Here is a 17,180-nt window from a genome sequence, read left to right on the forward strand (position 1 = left end):
GGGTCCGCGTCAGCCCATGATGCAAAGGAGCACAATGGCGGAGCTCATCAGCACGGGTCCAGCGCAGAGAACAGGCCGGCCGCGGGGTGTCCGCTCGACCGGACGCAGTCTGTGGTGGTTCGTGATCCCCGCGGCGCTCGTGTATATCTACGTCGTCCTCGTCCCCTCGGGGCAGGGCGTCGTCTTCTCGTTCACCGACTGGGTACCAGGACCGCGTCCCAAGAAGTACATCGGGATCGAGAACTACACGGACGTCTTCAAGGGACAGGCGGGGCCGGCCGCAATCCGCACGCTGTTCATCGCTGTGGTCATTGTCATCGTTCAGAACGGGCTCGGCCTCGGCCTCGCGCTCCTGCTGAATGGACGTGTCTTCGGGCGGAACGTCCTGCGCACCATCATCTTCGCGCCAATGGTCGTCTCGGCTCTGGTCGTCGGATACCTCTTCAAGTACATCTTCGGCCCTCCGGGCAGCGGCGGGATCAACTCGGTTCTCGCGGCCCTCGGGCAGCCGCAGGTCGATTTCCTCGGCAACCCGACCACCGCGCTCTGGATCATCATCGTGGCCGTGATCTGGCAGTTCACCGGCTCGTCGATGGTCATCTTCCTCGCCGGGCTGCAGGCCGTCCCGGCGGAGCTGAACGAGGCGGCGTCGCTCGACGGTGCCGGCTTCTGGAAAACCTTCTGGTTCGTCACCCGGCCTCTGCTGGCTCCCGCGATCACCGTCAATCTCATGCTCGGACTCATCGGCGGACTCAAGCTGTTCGATCAGATTTTCGCGATCACGGGCGGAGGTCCCGGGGGCCAGACGCAGACGATCTCGACCCTGATCTACCAGTCGTTCTCGCAGTTCAGCGACTATGGCGGAGCCTTGGCTCTAGCGGTGGTCCTCGCGGTCGCCGTCGGCGTCCTCTCCTTCATCCAGTTCGCGGTCCTCCGCAGGCAGGAGCAGAACTCATGAGCGATGCACGTCGCGCCGGCGTAGCAGCCACGAGCGCTTCCTACGTCAGTACGCTTATCTTCTTGATCCCGGTCTACATCCTGATCAACCTCGCGATCCGGCCGCCCGGCGACCTCACGCCAGCGATCATCCCGAGCAGCCGCCCGACGCTTGGGAACTTCGTCGCGGCCTGGACCGGCTCCGCATTGCCCGGAGCCATCGTCACGAGCGTCGTCGTGACCGCGCTCTCGACCGTGGCGGTACTCGTCATCGCCACCATGGCGGCCTATCCTCTCGCCCGGTCGATGTCGCGCTTGTCAACAGCGACCTTCTATGTCTTCCTGACCGGGCTGCTCCTCCCGTTCCAGCTCGCGCTCCTTCCGCTGTACGCGCAGATGCGCGACCTGCATCTCCTCGGCAGCATCTGGTCACTCGTCATCTTCTACGGCGGGACTCAGATGCCGTTCACGATCTTCCTGATCACGACATTCCTGCGCACCTCCGTCCCTCTCGAGTACGAGGAGGCCGGGAGGATCGACGGCTGCAGCAACTCGCGCGTATTCCTCTCCATCGTTGTCCCACTGCTCCGCCCGGTGCTGGGCACGGCCGTCATCCTCATCGGAGTGGGCATCTGGAACGACTTCTTCACCCCGCTTCTTTATCTCGCGGGCGGCAGCCAGAAGACGATCCCCGTCGCCCTCTACGAGTACGTCGGGCAGTATTCGAGCAACTGGCCGCTGATCTTCGCCTCTCTCATCATCTCGATGATCCCGATCCTCGGTATCTATCTCCTCTTCCAGCGGTATGTCATCCAGGGCTTCGCGGGTGGCCTCAAGGGCTGAGAGCAGCAGCAGAGGAACGGCGCCCGTGCGCCGACGCACACCCCTTCCGATCGACCAGGTCGGAGGGCTCGAGAACACTGCAGTCACAGATCGAAAGGAAGATCAATGAAGATCACAGCCGGAATCGGTGGTGCGCTCGCACTCCTCGTCGGAGCGACGCTCGCCGGATGCGCCAGCACACCACAGCAAGCGGACGACGGAACGGTGAGCGGAGAGCTGTCGATCACGTTCGACAGCACCTACAAGGCGACTCTCGATGAGATCATCGCGAATTTCGAGGCCGAGTACCCGGAGGTGACGGTTAAGGCCGACTACCAGGGCGGTGCCGACATCGACAAGCTGATCGTCACCCAGTTGCAGGCGGGCACCGCCTCTGATGTGATCCTCACGTTCCCGGCGGGCGACCCCGAGACGACGGGTGGCCTCTCCGTGCTTCCCAACGCGGCTCAGGGGTACCTTCTCGACCTGACCGACTCGGAGTGGACCTCCGAGATCCCGGAGGCATGGAAGGAGGGGACCGTCGCCTACGAGGGCAAGGTGTACGCCTTCCCTGGCGCCGTCCAGCCCCTCGGCGCGATCTACAACCAGGATTTGCTCGACGAACTCGGCCTGACGGCGCCCGAGACCTTCACCGAGGTCCTCCGGCTCTGCGCAGATGCGCAGACCGCCGGTGTCTACGCCTACGCCCAGGGGCTCGGCGAGGTGTCCGCCGGCCCGCAGATGCTGTCGTTCGGTCAAACTGCCTCGCTGATCTACGGCCCCGACCCGGAGTTCAGCCAGGACCTCCAAGACGGGAAGGCGACATTCTCGGACTCGAAGTGGGTCGACCAGTTCGAGGCCTACCAGACCATGTCCGACGCCGGCTGCTTCGGAGAGGGGGCGCTCGGACGCACCCGCCAACAGGGCGCGGAGGCCGTCGCCGGCGGCCAGGCTCTCGCCCAGGTCGACGTCGGAGCACAGAAGGGCGCCATGCAAACGGTCGCTCCTGACACTGCCTTCACCGTCACGGCCATCCCAGCAACCGACGACGGCCAGAACTTCGTCACCGCACTGCCCGGGAACACGGTCTCCGTCAACGCTGCGACCGACAATCCGACGGCGGCCACGGCGTTTGTCGCATTCCTCGCCGAGCCCGAGCAGTCGGCGATCTACGCCGACGGGTTCTCGTCGGTGCCGATCATCCCCAACGACGCGTACGAGGCACCGGCCGACCTCGCCGGCTTCGCGGAGCTGGTCGCCGCAGGGAACTACGCGAAGCTGGCCAACCTCGGCCCGAACCAGGTGCAGGTCGTGCTCAACGAAGCCGTGCAGTCGATGCTCCTTGGCAACGACACTCCGCAGTCCGTCGCGGACAAGATGCAGCAGGCGTTCGACTCTGGCAAGTGACGCGCTGACGGCCGACCGGAGGGGGCTCCCTCCGGTCGGCCGCACGCCGCGTCGGCCGCTCTCAAACCGTGGGTGGGGCCGAGGTCCGACGAGCAATCAGCTCCGGCTCGATCAGGACATGGCGGGGATGGTGCCGGCCGCCGATGCGCTCGAGGAGAAGCTCCGCCGCGAAGGCACCAATCCGCTCGCCGAACTGATCGACGCTGGTCAGCCCGATCGGCTCCATCGAAGCCGTCTCGGTGTTGTCGTAGCCGACCACCGAGAGGTCTGCCGGAACTCGGCGATTGGCGAGCCAGAGCTCGCTCAGGGCGCCGAACGCGGCGACATCCGCGCCGGCGTGCAGAGCTGTCGGCATGACCGCGCGGGTGAGGAGCTGTCTCGCTCCTGCTCGGCCGCCCTCGTGGTTCCAGGCGGTCGGGATGATGTCGAGGGCATCGCCGAGCCCGAGCGCACGCATGGCCTTCCGGTAGCCCTCGGTCCGGACGTTCTGCGGGAGCCGAGGATCAGTGGTCAAACTCTCGGAATGGCAGAGGTACGCGATCCGGGAGTGCCCCAGTCCGACGAGGTGCTCGATGATCAGCCGCGAGCCGGCGATGTCATCGCTCGCGACCGTGTCGTAGTGCGCTGCCGGTCCATGACGCCCCACCACGACGGTGGGAACCAAGCGCCCGACTACGGAGAGGTACTCCTCGCTCCCGAGCGGGCTGTCGAGCAGGAGGCCGTCCATCTGCCGGTCGCGGAGCATGTCGATCGTGTGGGCCTCCGAGGACCTGGAGCTGCCCAGTGGGCCCACCAGTAGGTCGTAGCCCGCTGCCTCGGTCCTCCGAGTGATGCCGTCGATAAGCTGCGAGACGAAGGGGTTCGCGAAATCCGGGACGAGCATCCCGATCGTGAAGGTTTTACCGCGCATGCCACGGGCGGACGTTAACGGACGGTACGCCAGAGCCGCCATGGATTCTTCGACGCGAAGGCGCATCGACTCGCTGACCCCGTGCGCGTGACGAAGGACCTTCGAGACGGCGGCTGTCGATACGCCGGCGTGCAGCGCGACGTCCTTAATCGTCGCCCTACCCCCGGAGGCTCTGCGCCGCCTCAGCCCGCCATCGCCCTCCGCTGGCGTGCCGGTCATCCGATGCTCGCACGGGGGCTCGCCTTGCCGTTCATCCCATGAGCGCCGCGACGCGGAGCGCGCAGGCCATCGCGGTGAGCGCGGGGTTGAATCCTCCGTTGGTCGGATGCAGCGACGCATCGGCCACGTAGATATTGCGGGTGCCGTGCAGCAGGCCGCGCGCATCACAGGCCGACGTGGCAGGGTCGTCGCCCATCCGGGCCGTCCCCGCGGAGTGCTCGGATCCGCGCGAACCGCCGGCGAAGGCGTTCGACTCGATCTGCTCGCCGCCCAGCGCCACCAGCCAGTCCACGCAGCGCTGCCTCATGAACTCGGCAGCTTCCGCCGAGGCGGGATGTGCCTCACCGCGCAGCCTCGCCACCGGCATCCCGAAACGGTCCCGCACCGAACGGTCGACCGATACTCGAGAGCGGGCGTGGGGGATCTCCTGAAGCATCGCCATCGTTCCGAGCGGATTCGCCGTGTCCCGCATCCACTGCTTGTGGGCGGCGCCGAAAGGGTGGACACGTCGTCCGAAGGCGGCCTTGCCTGCAGGGAGCGTCGGCGGCAGATCGAAGATAACGCCGCCGCCCCAGGGCGCGGCGCGGCGATGCACAAACTCCAGTGTCGAGATCGTGTGATTCGGTCCGATATGAGGCTTGCGGATCGGCGCGACAGTGGTCATCGCAGCGGCTCCGGCGTGGGAGTGATGGTTGCGTCCCACCCAGTCGTTACCGAGCCCCGACGCGAGCAGGAGGCGCGGCGTCTCAATCGCTCCAGCCGAGACGACGACCTGAGCGGCACGCACCACGTGCTCACTCACGGTTCCCTCGTCGATGACGACGAGCCGGACACCGGAGGCCGATCCGCGCTCGTCGTGCTCGATGGCGACCACCTGGGCGCTCATCAGCAGATCGCAGTACCCAGTTGCGATCGCGCGCGGAATAACGGTGTTGTGCGTGCCGTTCTTAGCATCGACCGGGCAGGCGTGACCGACGCACTGCGCGCAGCCCACGCACGCCGGACGCCCATCGCGGGGAATGCTGTTGATAGCGGTGGGGATCGGGGACGTCTCCCAGCCGAGCGTGGCCGCGGCTGCTCGGTACGGGGCTCGAAGGCCGTTGTCTCGCAAGGCGGGCATGGGAAGCGGTGTCCTGCGCGGTGCGCGGGTCGCCGCGGACGCCCGGGAGTCTCCTGAGACCCCCAGATCCCACTCGACCTGCTGGTAGTACGGTTCCAGCTCGTCGTATCCGAACGGCCAGTCGACAAGGGTGCTGTCCTCTGGGACCCCGTAGATCGATGCCATGGCGAAGTCTTCGGCGACGAAGCGCCATGACATTCCCTGCCAGACTCGTGTGCCGCCGCCGAGCGCCATGGCCACCAGGCCGTAATCCGTACCAGATCCATCTCCGCGCAGCAGCTCTGTCGAGCCGTCGGCGCGCTCCAGGACGCGGGGACTTCCTGCACCGGGGCCGGCCGTGACGTCGAAACGCTCCAGTCGCTTGCCCTGAAGGTGGTTTCCACGCAGCTCCGAGTTCCTGAAAGGCCGCGAGCGCTCCACGAGCAGGACCTTCCGGCCGCGACGGGCGAGCTCGAAGGCCGCCACGCCGCCTCCGGCGCCGGCTCCGACGATGACGACCTCGTACTCCGCGGCAAGACGAGAGACGGGTATCCCTGAGAGTGGCTCAGGGTCGACCGCCATCGAGTCGTCGGGGAGGGGGTGAAATCCCGTATCGGCCCATCCCGCTGGCCGCGACGTGCCTCCGTAGTACGCGAGATGAGCAAGTTCGATAGAAGCGTCGATCGCAGCACGCCAATCAGGGCGGTCCGCTTGCGCCCGTGCAGTATCGACCACGAGCGTCCGATCGTGGAGAGGGAGAGCGGAAAAGGGCACGTCGCCATACGTCGCGCGGATCGTAATCTCCACCGCGTCGATCGCCTGCCGGAGGTGGGGAATCGACGCATGGAGAAAGCCCTCGAGATGTTCAGTCAGCAGGCGCCTGCCGCCACCGGCCCACCCATCGGGTGAATCGTCCTCCGGGACGAACGTCGAGAACAGGGCGGCAAGCGTTGCGGTTCCGCTCTCGTCGAAGGGGGCGACGCGGGGGGCTTCATGCAACATGGCTCACTCCTTCGTGCTGAGGACGTTCTGCCGCCCACCATCCAAGTATAACGTTCTACGCCCTGCTGCTCTAGGAGGAAAAGTGGTCGTGCTCTACCGGGGAGCAGCAGTCGTGCGCCGAGGTACCAGCACAGGACGGGTGAGGACGTGGCGGGACTCCATCCGGCCGTTCATGCGCTCAAGAAGCAGTGCGGCGGAGTGGGCTCCCATGTCGGCACCCCGTTGATCGACGGTCGTCAGTCCGACAGCCGCGAAACGGGAAAGGTCCGTGTCGTCGTACCCGCAGACCGAGATGTCACTGGGAACTGCCAGATCCGCGGCCCAGAACTCGTCGAGCGCAGCGAATGCCGAGACGTCGGGTCCGGCGAAGAAGGCAGTCGGCAGCACTCGTCGCTCAATCAGCTCCATCGCCGCAGCCCGACCGCCTTCCTGGCTCCACCCCGTGGCGACAATATCGATCTCGTCGCCGAGGCCTGCAGCCTCCATCGCTCGCCTATAGCCCTCAAGCCTCGCGTTCTGGGGCAGTCGAGGATCCGATGCGTCCTCTTCCGGGTGGGCGAGGAAGGCGATGCTGCGGTGACCGAGGGCGAGGAAGTGCTCGACGACAAGGCCCGCTCCCGACACGTCGTCCCCGGAGGCGGTGTCGTAGTGCTTGGCCGGGCCGTGACGTCCGACGACCACAGCGGGGACCCGACTGCCGACCGAGGAGAGGTACTCCTCCGCCCCGAGTGGACTGACGAGGATCAGTCCGTCCATCTGACGATCTATCAACGCTTCGATCGAGTGCGCCTGGGTCTCGCTGGAGTCCCCCGCCGGCGCGATCATCAATTCGTAGCCAGCGGTCTTGAGCACACGGGTCATGTTCTCGACAAGCACGGCAAAGAACGGATTGGCGAGATCGGACAGCATGACTCCGATGGTGAAAGTCTTACCGCGCATTCCTCGCGCGGACGCGTGCGGTCGATAGTCCAGAGCAGAGATCGCCGCCTCCACACGACTCCGCATCGACGAGCTGACGCCGTTCGCGCCCCGGATGACCTTCGACACTGCGGGGACCGACACGCCTGCATGTGCAGCCACGTCGCGGATAGTGACGCGCTTCCGGCGTTCTGCGGACGGGCTCGTCTCACTCATCGGTACCCTTCGGCCATGCCGGCCGACGGACGCCGCCGACGGCCCGCTCACGCTACACGACCGCGCCGGAACCTCATCCGATCTGGAACGACACCGCCAAGAGGTCCCCATCGCGCGAACTCCGGCCAATAAGGAGATCAAAGGTTCCGAGTTCAACGCCACGCACGCCGTCGGCGTCGACGAGAGAGCATTCGGCAGCATGCACCTCAATGGCGACCTTAACCGCTTCGCCGGGCGCGACAGTCACCTGCGTGAACGCTTTCAGCTCGCGCTCGGCCCAGGTAACGCTCGTAACACGGTCGGCGATGTAAACCTGGACCGTCTCAAGGCTCGGCCGACCGCCCGTGTTCGTCAGCGTGACGAAAGCGCGGATCATGCCGTCGATCGGCACGGAGTCGCTCTCGAGCCGAAGATCCGAGTACTCGACAGTGCTATAGCTGAGGCCTTCTCCGAAGGCAAAAAGGGGGTCTTGGGTGAGGTCGGCGTAGCGGTCGCCGTGCTGTCCGCGGATCTGGTTGTAGTAGACGGGCAGCTGTCCGACGTGGCGGGCGAAGGTGATCGGAAGCCGGCCGGAGGGTTCGATGAGGCCGAGGAGGAGCTCTGCGATGGCGGTCCCTCCCTGCATGCCGGGGTTGAAGGCTTCGATGATCGCCGCGGACTCGAGGATCGAGTTCGGCAGGGTCGATGGCTTGCCCTGGATGAGGACGACGATCACTGGCGTGCCGGAGGTAACAAGCGCATCGACGAGGGCGATCTGACTGCCCTGCAGCTCGAGAGTCGCGGTCGACTTCCCCTCTCCCGTGAGCGCGACAGTGTCGCCGACAACGGCGACCACGTAGTCAGCGTTCTTCGCGGCGGAGACGGCCTCGGCAATCAGATCCGGGTCGGGCGCTGCGGCATGAAACAGCGGAGGTCGGGGTTGCCCGTCCGGATACGTCGTCCCTGCGGGATCGGGAATGAGGTTGCCGATGTCTGCACCGCGTGTGTGCGTGATGGTCCAGCTCTCGGGTGCGATGTCGCGAAGTCCGTCGAGGACAGTGCGGGTCATCTCGCGGGGGTGACCATCACCCATCCAGTTCACTTGGCCAGAGAGGCCGGCCCAGTCGCCGAGCTGTGCGTGGACGTCGTCGGCGTTCGGACCCACGACGGCGATACGGGTCGGCCTGGTCGGGTTGAGGGGCAGGGTGCCGTCGTTGCGGAGGAGGACGAGGGAGCGCCGGGCGGTCTCAAGGTTGATCGCAGTGTGCTCGTCGGAGCCGATGAAGGCGGCTTGGCGTGCGGTGTCCGGAGAGCGGGGATCTTCGAAGAGTCCGAGCTCGAACTTGAGCGCGAGAATGCGGCGGACCGCGTCGTCGACCAGCGCTTCGTCAAGATCTCCGCGCGTGACGGCCTCCTGTGCCGCTGCGAAGAACTGCGGCGTGTTCATGATCAGGTCGTTACCGGCGCCGACGGCGACGGTCGCCGCCTCGATGTCGTCGGCGGCGACTTTCTGCTCCCAGACCATGCGGCCGACGTTGTCCCAGTCGGTGACGAGGGTGCCGGTGAAGCCCCATTCGCCCTTGAGGACCTCGTTGAGTAGCCACCGGTTCGTGGTGATGGGGACACCGTCGATGGCCTGGTAGCCGAGCATGAAGGTCGCGACGCCCTCGCGGGCGGCCTTCTCGAACGGGGGGAGGAACCAGGAGCGCAGCTTGCGACGGCTGAGATCCGCCTCGGAGGCATCGCGGCCGCCCTGGGTTTCGGAGTAGCCGGCGAAGTGCTTCGCCGTCGCGAGCACCGCGGTGCGGTCCGTCAGCCCGTCACCTTGGTAGCCGCGGATCATCGCTGCTCCCAACTCACCGATGAGGTGCGGGTCTTCTCCGAACGTCTCATCGACTCGTCCCCACCGCAGGTCCCGGGTAATGCAGAGAACAGGGGAGAAGGTCCAGTGCAGGCCCGTGGCGGCGATCTCGATCGCTGCAGCGCGGGCACCTCGTTCGAGCAATCCCGGATCCCAGGTGCAGGCCATGCCGAGCTGGGTGGGGAAGATCGTCGCGCCGGGCCAGAACGAATGGCCGTGGATGGCGTCATCGGCCATCAGCAGCGGGATGCGCAGTCGCGTGGTCGCGACGAGGCCACGGGCCTGCAGCATCCGCTCGGGAGAGGCGTGCAGCAGCGACCCGCCGAGTTTGCCGGTGACGAGGTCGGCGAGGTCGCCTCTCGCGTCGAGCTGCAGCATCTGTCCGACCTTCTCTGCGAGCGTCATCTGCGCGAGAAGGTCGTCGACGCGCTCGCTGACGGGCAGTGCAGGGTCGAGATAGGGGGCGCTCATGTCTATTCCGTTCGGGGTGTCAGAGGGCGCTGAGCCGGTCGGCAATACCGTCGAGTACGCCGGCGGGAACGCCGTCGAGCTCGGTGCGGAGGGTGCGCTGAGGAACCCAGCGGGTGCGGTGGCGGATCCGGTGTGCTGACTCCGGCGCGTGGGTGGTCAGTTCTTCGACGAGGACGTCGTAGGCGCCCGGGCGGTCGATCACGTCGGAGAGGGCGCTGTCGGGGGAGACGGACGGTGCCGGTGGGGTCTGTCCTGCGGCGATGCGCCAGGCGTGGAATCCGGAACCGACCTCTTCCGACTCCAGGCCGGGAACGTCGATCTCAGCGACGCAGTTCGCCGGGACGCTCACCTCCAGGATGACGTCGCCGCCGTCACGGCGCCACGAGACCTCGGCGCGACCGTAGGGGGTGTCGTGGACGGCCGCGGCGTGGTCGAAGCTCGCGAGCAGGACCGGGGCGATGCGCAAGCACCGGTATCCGGGCGCTGCGGGGGCGAGGCCGGCGAGGCGGCGGTGCAGCCAATCGGCGACGGCGCCGAAGGCGTAGTGGTTGAACGAGGTCATCTCGCCCGGGTTCACGCTGCCGTCTTCGAGGAGCGAGTCCCAGCGCTCCCACACCGTCGTCGCTCCCATGGTCACGGCGTACAGCCAGGACGGGTTCTCGGTCTGCAGGAGCAGCCGCTCGGCGACGTCGGCGCGGCCGCTGTCGACGAGGGCGTCCTGGACGAGGGGGGTGCCGACGAAGCCGGTCGCCATGCGATAGCCCTCACGGCGCAGCAGCTCGGCGAGGCGTCGACCCAGTGCGGCCCTGGTCGAGGGGTCGCGGACGATGTCGTAGCGCAGTGCGACGGCGTAGGCGGTGGGCGCGTCGGACATCATGCGACCGGAGGGGGTGAGGTATTCGGCGCAGAACGCGTCACGGGCGCGCTGGGCGAGGGCGCAGTAGCGGTCGGAGTCGTCGAGGTGTCCGAGGATGTCGGCGGCGGACGCGACCAGGTCGAGCGCACGGATGAGAGCGGCGGAGGCGACGAGGTCGGGGTCGGCGCGGACGTCCTCGGGGTGCTCGGGAGGCGCGGCCGGGTCGAGCCAGTCACCGAACTGGAACATGCCTTCCCACAGCATCCGGTCTCCGGCGACTCGCAGCAGCGCGTCGGCCCAGGCTCGCATCGACTCGTACTGCTCGGCCAAGGCGCGTCGGTCGCCGAAACGCTCGTGGAGCACGCTCGGGACGACGACGGCGGCGTCTCCCCAGGCGGCGGCGGGGTAGGGGTCTCCGGGGAGGACCCAGGGGACGACGACGGGGCAGACGCCGTCATGGGCGGTTTGCTCCGCAGCGACGTCGCGCAGCCAGGAGGCGAGGAAGGCGTCGCTGTCGTAGAGGAAGGAAGCAGTGGGGCTGAACACCTGGACGTCCCCGGTCCAGCCCAGGCGCTCGTCGCGCTGGGGGCAGTCGGTGGGGATGGCGAGGAAGTTGCCTCGCATGCCCCAGACGATGTTCTCGTGCAGCCGGTTCACGAGCGGGTTGGAGGAGTCGAACCAGCCGGTGCGGCGCATGTCGCTGCCGATGACGACCGCGGTGACGTCAGTGGGATCGAAGTCGCCCGGCCAGTCGTCGATCTGGGCGTAGCGGAAGCCGTGGAAGGTGAACTCCGGCTCCCACGTCTCCACGGCGTCGCCGGCGAGGACGTAGCGGTCAGTGGCGGCCGCGAAGCGCAGCGGCCGGACACCGAGCTCGTCGTTCTCGAGGACTTCAGCGTGACGGAGGGTGATCACGTGTCCTTCCGCTCCGGACACAGCGATCCGGAGACGGCCGACGAGGTTCTGACCGAAGTCGAGGATCAGGCGGCCGGTGGGGGAGGTGAGCACCTTCTTCACAGAGACCTCTCCGGTGCGGCGGACGGGCTCCGCGAGCATCGCTTCCGGAGCCCGGCCGACGCCGGAGCTGGCTACCTCGGTCCACGCGGAGTCGTCGAACCCCGCGGTGCTCCAGCCGTCGATTCGGCGGCGGGCGTCGTAGTGCTCGCCCGCGTAGATCCCGCTCGAGACGATCGGCCCGTCAGCGGTCGCGCGCCAATGAGTTCCGGTGGTGACGACACTGGTCGAGCCGTCGGCGTGTACAAGCAGCAGCTGCGCCGCGACGGAGGGCTGCTCGCCGTAGACGCGTCGGCCCTCACCCGCGAAGCCGTACTCCTCGGTCCACCAGCCGCCGGCCAGGCGGATGCCGATGGCGTTGCGTCCAGGGGTGAGGAGCGCGCTGACGTCCACGCTGTCGTGCACTGTCCGGTACTGGTACGACGACCAGCCTGGTTTGAGCACGGAGTCATCGACGTCGGCTCCGTTGAGCTCGATCTGGAAGACGCCTTCGGCGGTCGACGAGAGGTAGGCCGCGGTGATGTCCGGCTCTGCGTCGAACTCGGCCCGCAGCAGTGCGGGCGTCGCCGGGGCCGACGGGTCGGTCAGGGTGATCCGCTCGGCGATCCATTCCCAGTTCGCGAGGAACGTCGTGCGGAAGGTGAGGGGTTCGCTCCACGGTGTCGTCTCGCCGGTCGTGCTGGTCGCCTGCACTTCGAGGATGTGGACGGTGTGCGGGAGAAGCTTCGCGAAGGGCCAGTCGAGGAAGGAGGACTCGTCGCTCTCGATCTCCGCGACGTCTTCTCCGTCGAGCCGGATCCTGGCCGAGGCCTGCCACCAGTTCGGAGCATCGGCCACGGTCCAGCTCACCTGCGGGAGAGGGGAGTCGGCGTAGGCGCCGTCGGTGCGGCGGTCGATGCGGACGGTGTCGATGCGGGCGGTGGTTGCGGACATGGTTCTCCTCGGGGAGGACGAGCGACGGCGGCGTCGCTGTGCGGTGAGCGGCGAGTCAGCCCTTGACGGCGCCCGAGGTCATTCCCTCGGTGATCTGGCGGTTGAAGAACACGTACATGACCAGCGGAGGGATGGTGATCAGGAGGATGTCCATGAACAGCAGGTTGAATGCGCTCTGGGTTTGGCTCTGGAAGTTGTAGAGGGTGAGCTGCACGGTCGCGTTCTCATCTCCCGGCAGGAAGTAGAGCGGGTTGGTGAAGTCGTTGAAGACGGCGACGGATTGCACGACGATGACGGTGACGACGACGGGCTTGAGCAGCGGCAGGACGACGGTGAAGAACAGCCGCAGCGGGCCGGCTCCGTCGATGATCGCCGCCTCGTCGAGTTCTTTCGGAATGGTGGCGACGAAGGCGCGGAACAGCAGGACGCAGAAGGAGAGCCCGAAGGTCGCCTCGATCAAGATCAGACCGGGCAGGGTGCCGAAGAGCTCCATGCCCTGCAGGACCCAGATCGTGGGAACGACGGCGGGCGGGACGATGAGGCCGGCGAGGACAAAGAAGTTGATGACCGAGTTCAGCTTGGACGGACGTCGCTGAAGCACGTATCCGACCATCGCCGCGAGGACGACCATCACCAGGACGCTGGTCACGGTGAGCACGGTGCTGTTGAGGAACGCGCGGACGATCAGGCCGTCGCGGGTGGTGAGCACCGCGATGAGGTTGTCGAAGAAGACCCATTCCTCGGGCCAGGAGAACTGAAGCGCCGACGCGTCGGTGGAGGTCTTCGACGAGGTAAGGACGATGAAGATGAAGGGGACGATGAAGACGGCGAAGGAGACGACGATGGCGATGCCGCCGACGGTCCAGCGCTGGAGGGTGGCGCGTTTCACTGGTTCGCCTCGCTGCGGTTGAGCAGGCGAGAGATCGGGATCATGATCGCCGTGACGACGACGAAGAGGATCACGTTGCCTGCGGTGGACAGGCCGTAGAAACCGGCCTGGTACTGCTTGTAGATGACGGAGGCGATGACGTCGCTGGTGAAGCCGGGCCCGCCCTTGGTCATCGCCCAGATCAGGTCGAAGGACCGCAGCCCGCCGATGAGGGACAGGATGATCACGGTGCCGGTCGCCGGCGCGGCGAGTGGCAGGGTGATGTTGCGGAATCGCTTCCAGGAGGAGGCTCCGTCCATCTCCGCGGCTTCGTAGTACTCGCCCGGGATCGCGACGATGCCGGCGATGAAGATGAGCGTCGCGATGCCGACGCCCTTCCAGACGTCGACCGCGGCGACTGAGAGCAGCGCGAGCGACGGGTCGGTCAGCCAGCCGGGGCCCTCGATGCCGAAGACGCCGAGAGCGCCGTTGACGAGTCCGTCGAAGGGATCCAGCAGTGCCTTGAAGGTGAGCCCGACGCCGATGGTCGAGACGAGCACGGGGAAGAACACCACGGCACGCAGGTAGCCGCGGCCGATGAGCTTCGAGGTGAGCAGCACGGCCAGCGCGAGGCCGATGACGACCTTCGCGGCGGAGGTGAGGAAGCCGTAGACGAAGGTGTTGATGAAGCCCTGGACGAGCTGGGGCTCCTGGAAGAACTGGACGAAGTTGCCGAAACCGATGAACTCGATGTCGAACAGGGTCCAGCGGGTGAGGGAGAAGTACAGCGACGCGAACGTCGGCACTGCGAAGAAGACGATGAACAGCGCCGCGGCCGGGATGTAGAACCAGGACGGGTAGATGCTTTTCATCTTGCGGGGCGGGCGGTTGCGCTTTCCTTGCTTCGCAGTGGCCTCGAAGGGCACCAGCGGCGTCGTTGTCGTGGTCATGGTTCTCCAAAGAGGCCGGAGGCGGGCGATGGAGCGCCCGCCTCCGGGGTTCGAGGGGAGGGGAGGTGATGAGCCGAGCGGGTCGTCCGCTCAGCTCACCGGCCGGGTCACCAGCCTTCGAGGCCGAGCTGCTCGGCCTGCTTCTTCACGTCGTCGTCGTACGTCGCGGCGCCCTTGGCGGCGTCGCTGATGCCGGAGCCGACCTCGACCGCGATGTTCTCGAGGTTGGGTCCCTTGATGGGCGAGAGGAACTCGAGCGCGGTTCCGGTGTTCTCGGCGTCGACGTAGGTCTGGATGTCGGAGACGATCGTGGGAACGTCTTCCGGCAGCGCGCAGGCGCTGGTCGAGAACGGCCCGTTGATGCCGAGGTTCTCGCCCTGGAGGGTGCAGCCCTCGGGGGAGTTGATGAACGCGACGAACTTCTTGGTCGCCTCGAGCTCTGCACCCTCGACGCCCTTGGGGACGTAGACGGCGGCCGGCTCGAAGAGGGTCAGGGTGGTGTCGGCGGCGTTGTCGGCGGGGATCGCGAAGAAGCCGATGTCGTTCACGGTGTCCGGGTTGAGCGCCGTCAGGTTCGCGACGATGAAGGACAGGGTCGGGTACTGGGCACCCGATCCGTCGGAGAGCATCGCGGCGGCGTCATCGAACGTGGCGGAGGCGAAGTCCTCGTTGAAGAGACCGGCGTCGGCGACGTCCTGCAGGTGCTGCCAGCTGGCGAAGGCGGGCTCGTCGGCGTACTTCGCCTCGTTGTCGGTGTACTTCTGGGCCCAGTCGGAGTCCACGGCGGTCACGTTGGCGAAGTCCGCGAGGATCATCAGCTGGCTGGTCCAGGTGTCGCCGTAGCTCTGGATGACAGGGGCGGCAGTGCCGGCGGCCTTGATGGCCTCGCTGTTGCTGACGAACTCGTCCCACGAGGTCGGGACCGAAAGGCCCAGCTCCTCGTAGATCTTCTTGCTGTAGGCGATGCCGCCCGCGTTGCCGGTACCGATCGGCGCCCCGTAGAGGCCGTTCTCGCCGGAGGCGACGGTCTTGAAGCCGTCGGTCAGGTCGCCCACCCAGGCCTCGTCCGACAGGTCGGTGAGGGTCTGGTCGGGGTTCAGGGCCTGCAACAGCGAGCCGGTGTTGTAGCTGAACAGGTCGGGGATGTCGCCGGTGGAGAGGCGGGTCTTGATCAGGTTGTCGCCCTCGGTACCGCCAGGTCGCGTGTCGACCTTCACGGTGATGTCCGGGTTCTCCTTCTGGAACGCAGCGATGGTCGCGTCGGCCATCGACTGGGGCTGGTCGCCGCCCTCGATCAGCCAGGTGATCTCGGTCGAACCGCCGGACGTTTCGCTGGAACCGGAGCAGCCGGTCAGGGCGAGAGCAGATGCGACGCCGAGAGCGACGGCGGCGCTGATTCGGATGCTCGTGGTGCGCTTGCTGGGCATTCTTTACCTCCTCGTAAAGACACTGAAGTGTGCTGTGTAAACCGGTTGACGTTCAGGGCGAACCTCAGCGGCGGAACTCAAAGTAGCTGCCGCCCAGACGGTGTGTCAACTGGTTTACGAAAACTGTGATCGGGCGGCGGGGACCCTGTTAACCAGTTCACGTCCTCGGTACTCTTGGTCCGCCGGCATCGACGTCGGCGGAGAAGGAGTGGGTGATGACTCTCGACCAGCAGGAGCGCGCAAGCTCCTTCCGCCGACCCTCGATGGATGACGTTGCGGCGGAAGCAGGCGTCTCCAAGGGTGCGGTGTCGAAGGTGATTCGCAACGCCTACGGAGTGTCCCCTGCGATGCGTGAGCGGGTCGAGGAGGCGATCGCCCGTCTGGGATACCGTCCCCGGATCGCGGCTCGATCGATGCGCGGTCCGAGCTTCACGATCGGCTTCGAGCTTCCGCAGCTGGGCAACGACTTCTTCAACCAGGTAATGCAGGGCGTCGGCGATACGCTCGCCGGCTCGCAGTACCAGCTGATCATGGCGCCGGGGATCGGCGAGCTCAGGGGTGCACCGGTGCTCGACGCCCTGGCGGACCGACAGGTGGACGGGATCCTCGCGATCTCGCCGGAGGTGACGCCCGAGTGGCTGGAGAACCTCGCCCGCACCATTCCCCTCGTTCTGATCGGACGCCACGACGCCTCTGCCGCGTACGACACCGTGACGAACAACGACGCTGCTGGAGTCGGCCTGGTGATGGACCACCTCCGCGCCCTCACCCACACCAGAATCGCCCATTTGACCGTTCGGCCGGCGATCGATCAGGAGGGCGCTCGAGCGCCGCACGCGATCCGCTTGACGACCTATCTGGATCGGATGCACGAGGATGGCCTGTCGCCTGAGGTCGTCTACTGCGACGCCTTCGAGATGGACGCCTACCGAGCGGCGAAGACCCTCATCGAGAAGCCCGATCCTCCGACCGCGATCGTCGCTGGGAACGACACTCTGGCGGTCGGGGCGCTGCGCGCTGTGGCGGAGGCTTCGGGAGCTCGTCGAGCGATCTCCGTCGTCGGCTACGACGATATCGACCTCGCCAGTCATCCCTTCTTCTCCCTGACGACGGTGGATCAGTTCGGCGTCGAGGCAGGTCGGGCGGCGATGACGATGCTGCTCGAGCGGATTCAGGGCGGCCGCAGTGAAGCGCGCCACTTCCAGCTCGAACCGGAACTGCGGATTCGGACATCCTCGCGCGTCGCCTCTTCCTGATCGGCTTCCAGCGCTGCCGCGCGCTCTCGAGCAGGG

General features: G+C 66.7%; 12 protein-coding genes. 4 read left to right on the forward strand and 8 right to left on the reverse strand.

The genetic code is table 11. The features are described from left to right. Positions 1-34: 34 nt before the first annotated feature. From IOC53_RS02045 to IOC53_RS02055, 3 genes are all read left to right on the forward strand, one after another. On the forward strand, positions 35-958 hold the full coding sequence (locus tag IOC53_RS02045; protein ID WP_242682794.1) for a carbohydrate ABC transporter permease: 924 nt from the start codon (positions 35-37) through the stop codon (positions 956-958). Positions 959-1,020: 62 nt separating this feature from the next. Further along, on the forward strand, positions 1,021-1,779 hold the full coding sequence (locus IOC53_RS02050; protein ID WP_242682795.1) for a carbohydrate ABC transporter permease: 759 nt from the start codon (positions 1,021-1,023) through the stop codon (positions 1,777-1,779). Between the two features lie 105 nt (positions 1,780-1,884). Further along, positions 1,885-3,165, forward strand: coding sequence for an ABC transporter substrate-binding protein (locus IOC53_RS02055; RefSeq protein ID WP_207402726.1), 1,281 nt, complete (start codon positions 1,885-1,887; stop codon positions 3,163-3,165). Between the two features lie 61 nt (positions 3,166-3,226). Here IOC53_RS02055 and IOC53_RS02060 read toward each other — a convergent pair whose 3' ends face one another. The 8 genes from IOC53_RS02060 to IOC53_RS02095 all read right to left on the reverse strand — a co-directional run bounded on the left by IOC53_RS02060 (position 3,227) and on the right by IOC53_RS02095 (position 15,888). Continuing rightward, positions 3,227-4,294 carry a LacI family DNA-binding transcriptional regulator gene (locus IOC53_RS02060; RefSeq protein WP_207402727.1) on the reverse strand — a complete coding sequence of 356 codons (1,068 nt, stop codon included), beginning with the start codon at positions 4,292-4,294 and terminating at the stop codon, positions 3,227-3,229. 31 nt (positions 4,295-4,325) lie between these two features. Continuing rightward, the gene (locus IOC53_RS02065) at positions 4,326-6,395 is read right to left on the reverse strand and encodes a GMC family oxidoreductase N-terminal domain-containing protein (protein ID WP_207402728.1); all 2,070 of its coding nucleotides are present in this window, start codon (positions 6,393-6,395) and stop codon (positions 4,326-4,328) included. Positions 6,396-6,488: 93 nt separating this feature from the next. After that, entirely contained in the window at positions 6,489-7,529 is a 1,041-nt protein-coding gene (locus IOC53_RS02070; protein ID WP_207402729.1) for a LacI family DNA-binding transcriptional regulator, read from the reverse strand. Between the two features lie 73 nt (positions 7,530-7,602). After that, entirely contained in the window at positions 7,603-9,840 is a 2,238-nt protein-coding gene (locus IOC53_RS02075; protein WP_207402730.1) for a glycoside hydrolase family 3 N-terminal domain-containing protein, read from the reverse strand. A 19-nt stretch (positions 9,841-9,859) separates the two neighbouring features. Continuing rightward, on the reverse strand, positions 9,860-12,643 hold the full coding sequence (locus IOC53_RS02080; RefSeq protein WP_207402731.1) for an alpha-L-rhamnosidase: 2,784 nt from the start codon (positions 12,641-12,643) through the stop codon (positions 9,860-9,862). Between the two features lie 55 nt (positions 12,644-12,698). Further along, a complete protein-coding gene (locus tag IOC53_RS02085) occupies positions 12,699-13,532 on the reverse strand; it encodes a carbohydrate ABC transporter permease (protein WP_123734171.1) in 834 nt (277 codons plus the stop codon). After that, entirely contained in the window at positions 13,529-14,461 is a 933-nt protein-coding gene (locus IOC53_RS02090; RefSeq protein WP_374070148.1) for a carbohydrate ABC transporter permease, read from the reverse strand. Before IOC53_RS02090 ends, IOC53_RS02085 begins: the two co-directional genes overlap by 4 nt. A 107-nt stretch (positions 14,462-14,568) precedes the next feature. Next, positions 14,569-15,888, reverse strand: coding sequence for an ABC transporter substrate-binding protein (locus IOC53_RS02095; RefSeq protein WP_207402732.1), 1,320 nt, complete (start codon positions 15,886-15,888; stop codon positions 14,569-14,571). A 215-nt stretch (positions 15,889-16,103) separates the two neighbouring features. Between IOC53_RS02095 and IOC53_RS02100 the strand changes: the two genes are divergently transcribed. Then, complete coding sequence (locus IOC53_RS02100) at positions 16,104-17,144, forward strand: LacI family DNA-binding transcriptional regulator (RefSeq protein WP_207402733.1); 1,041 nt, start codon at positions 16,104-16,106, stop codon at positions 17,142-17,144. Positions 17,145-17,180 lie beyond the last annotated feature (36 nt).

It is taken from the genome of Rathayibacter sp. SD072, assembly GCF_017355185.1.
Taxonomy (GTDB): Bacteria; Actinomycetota; Actinomycetes; order Actinomycetales; family Microbacteriaceae; genus Rathayibacter.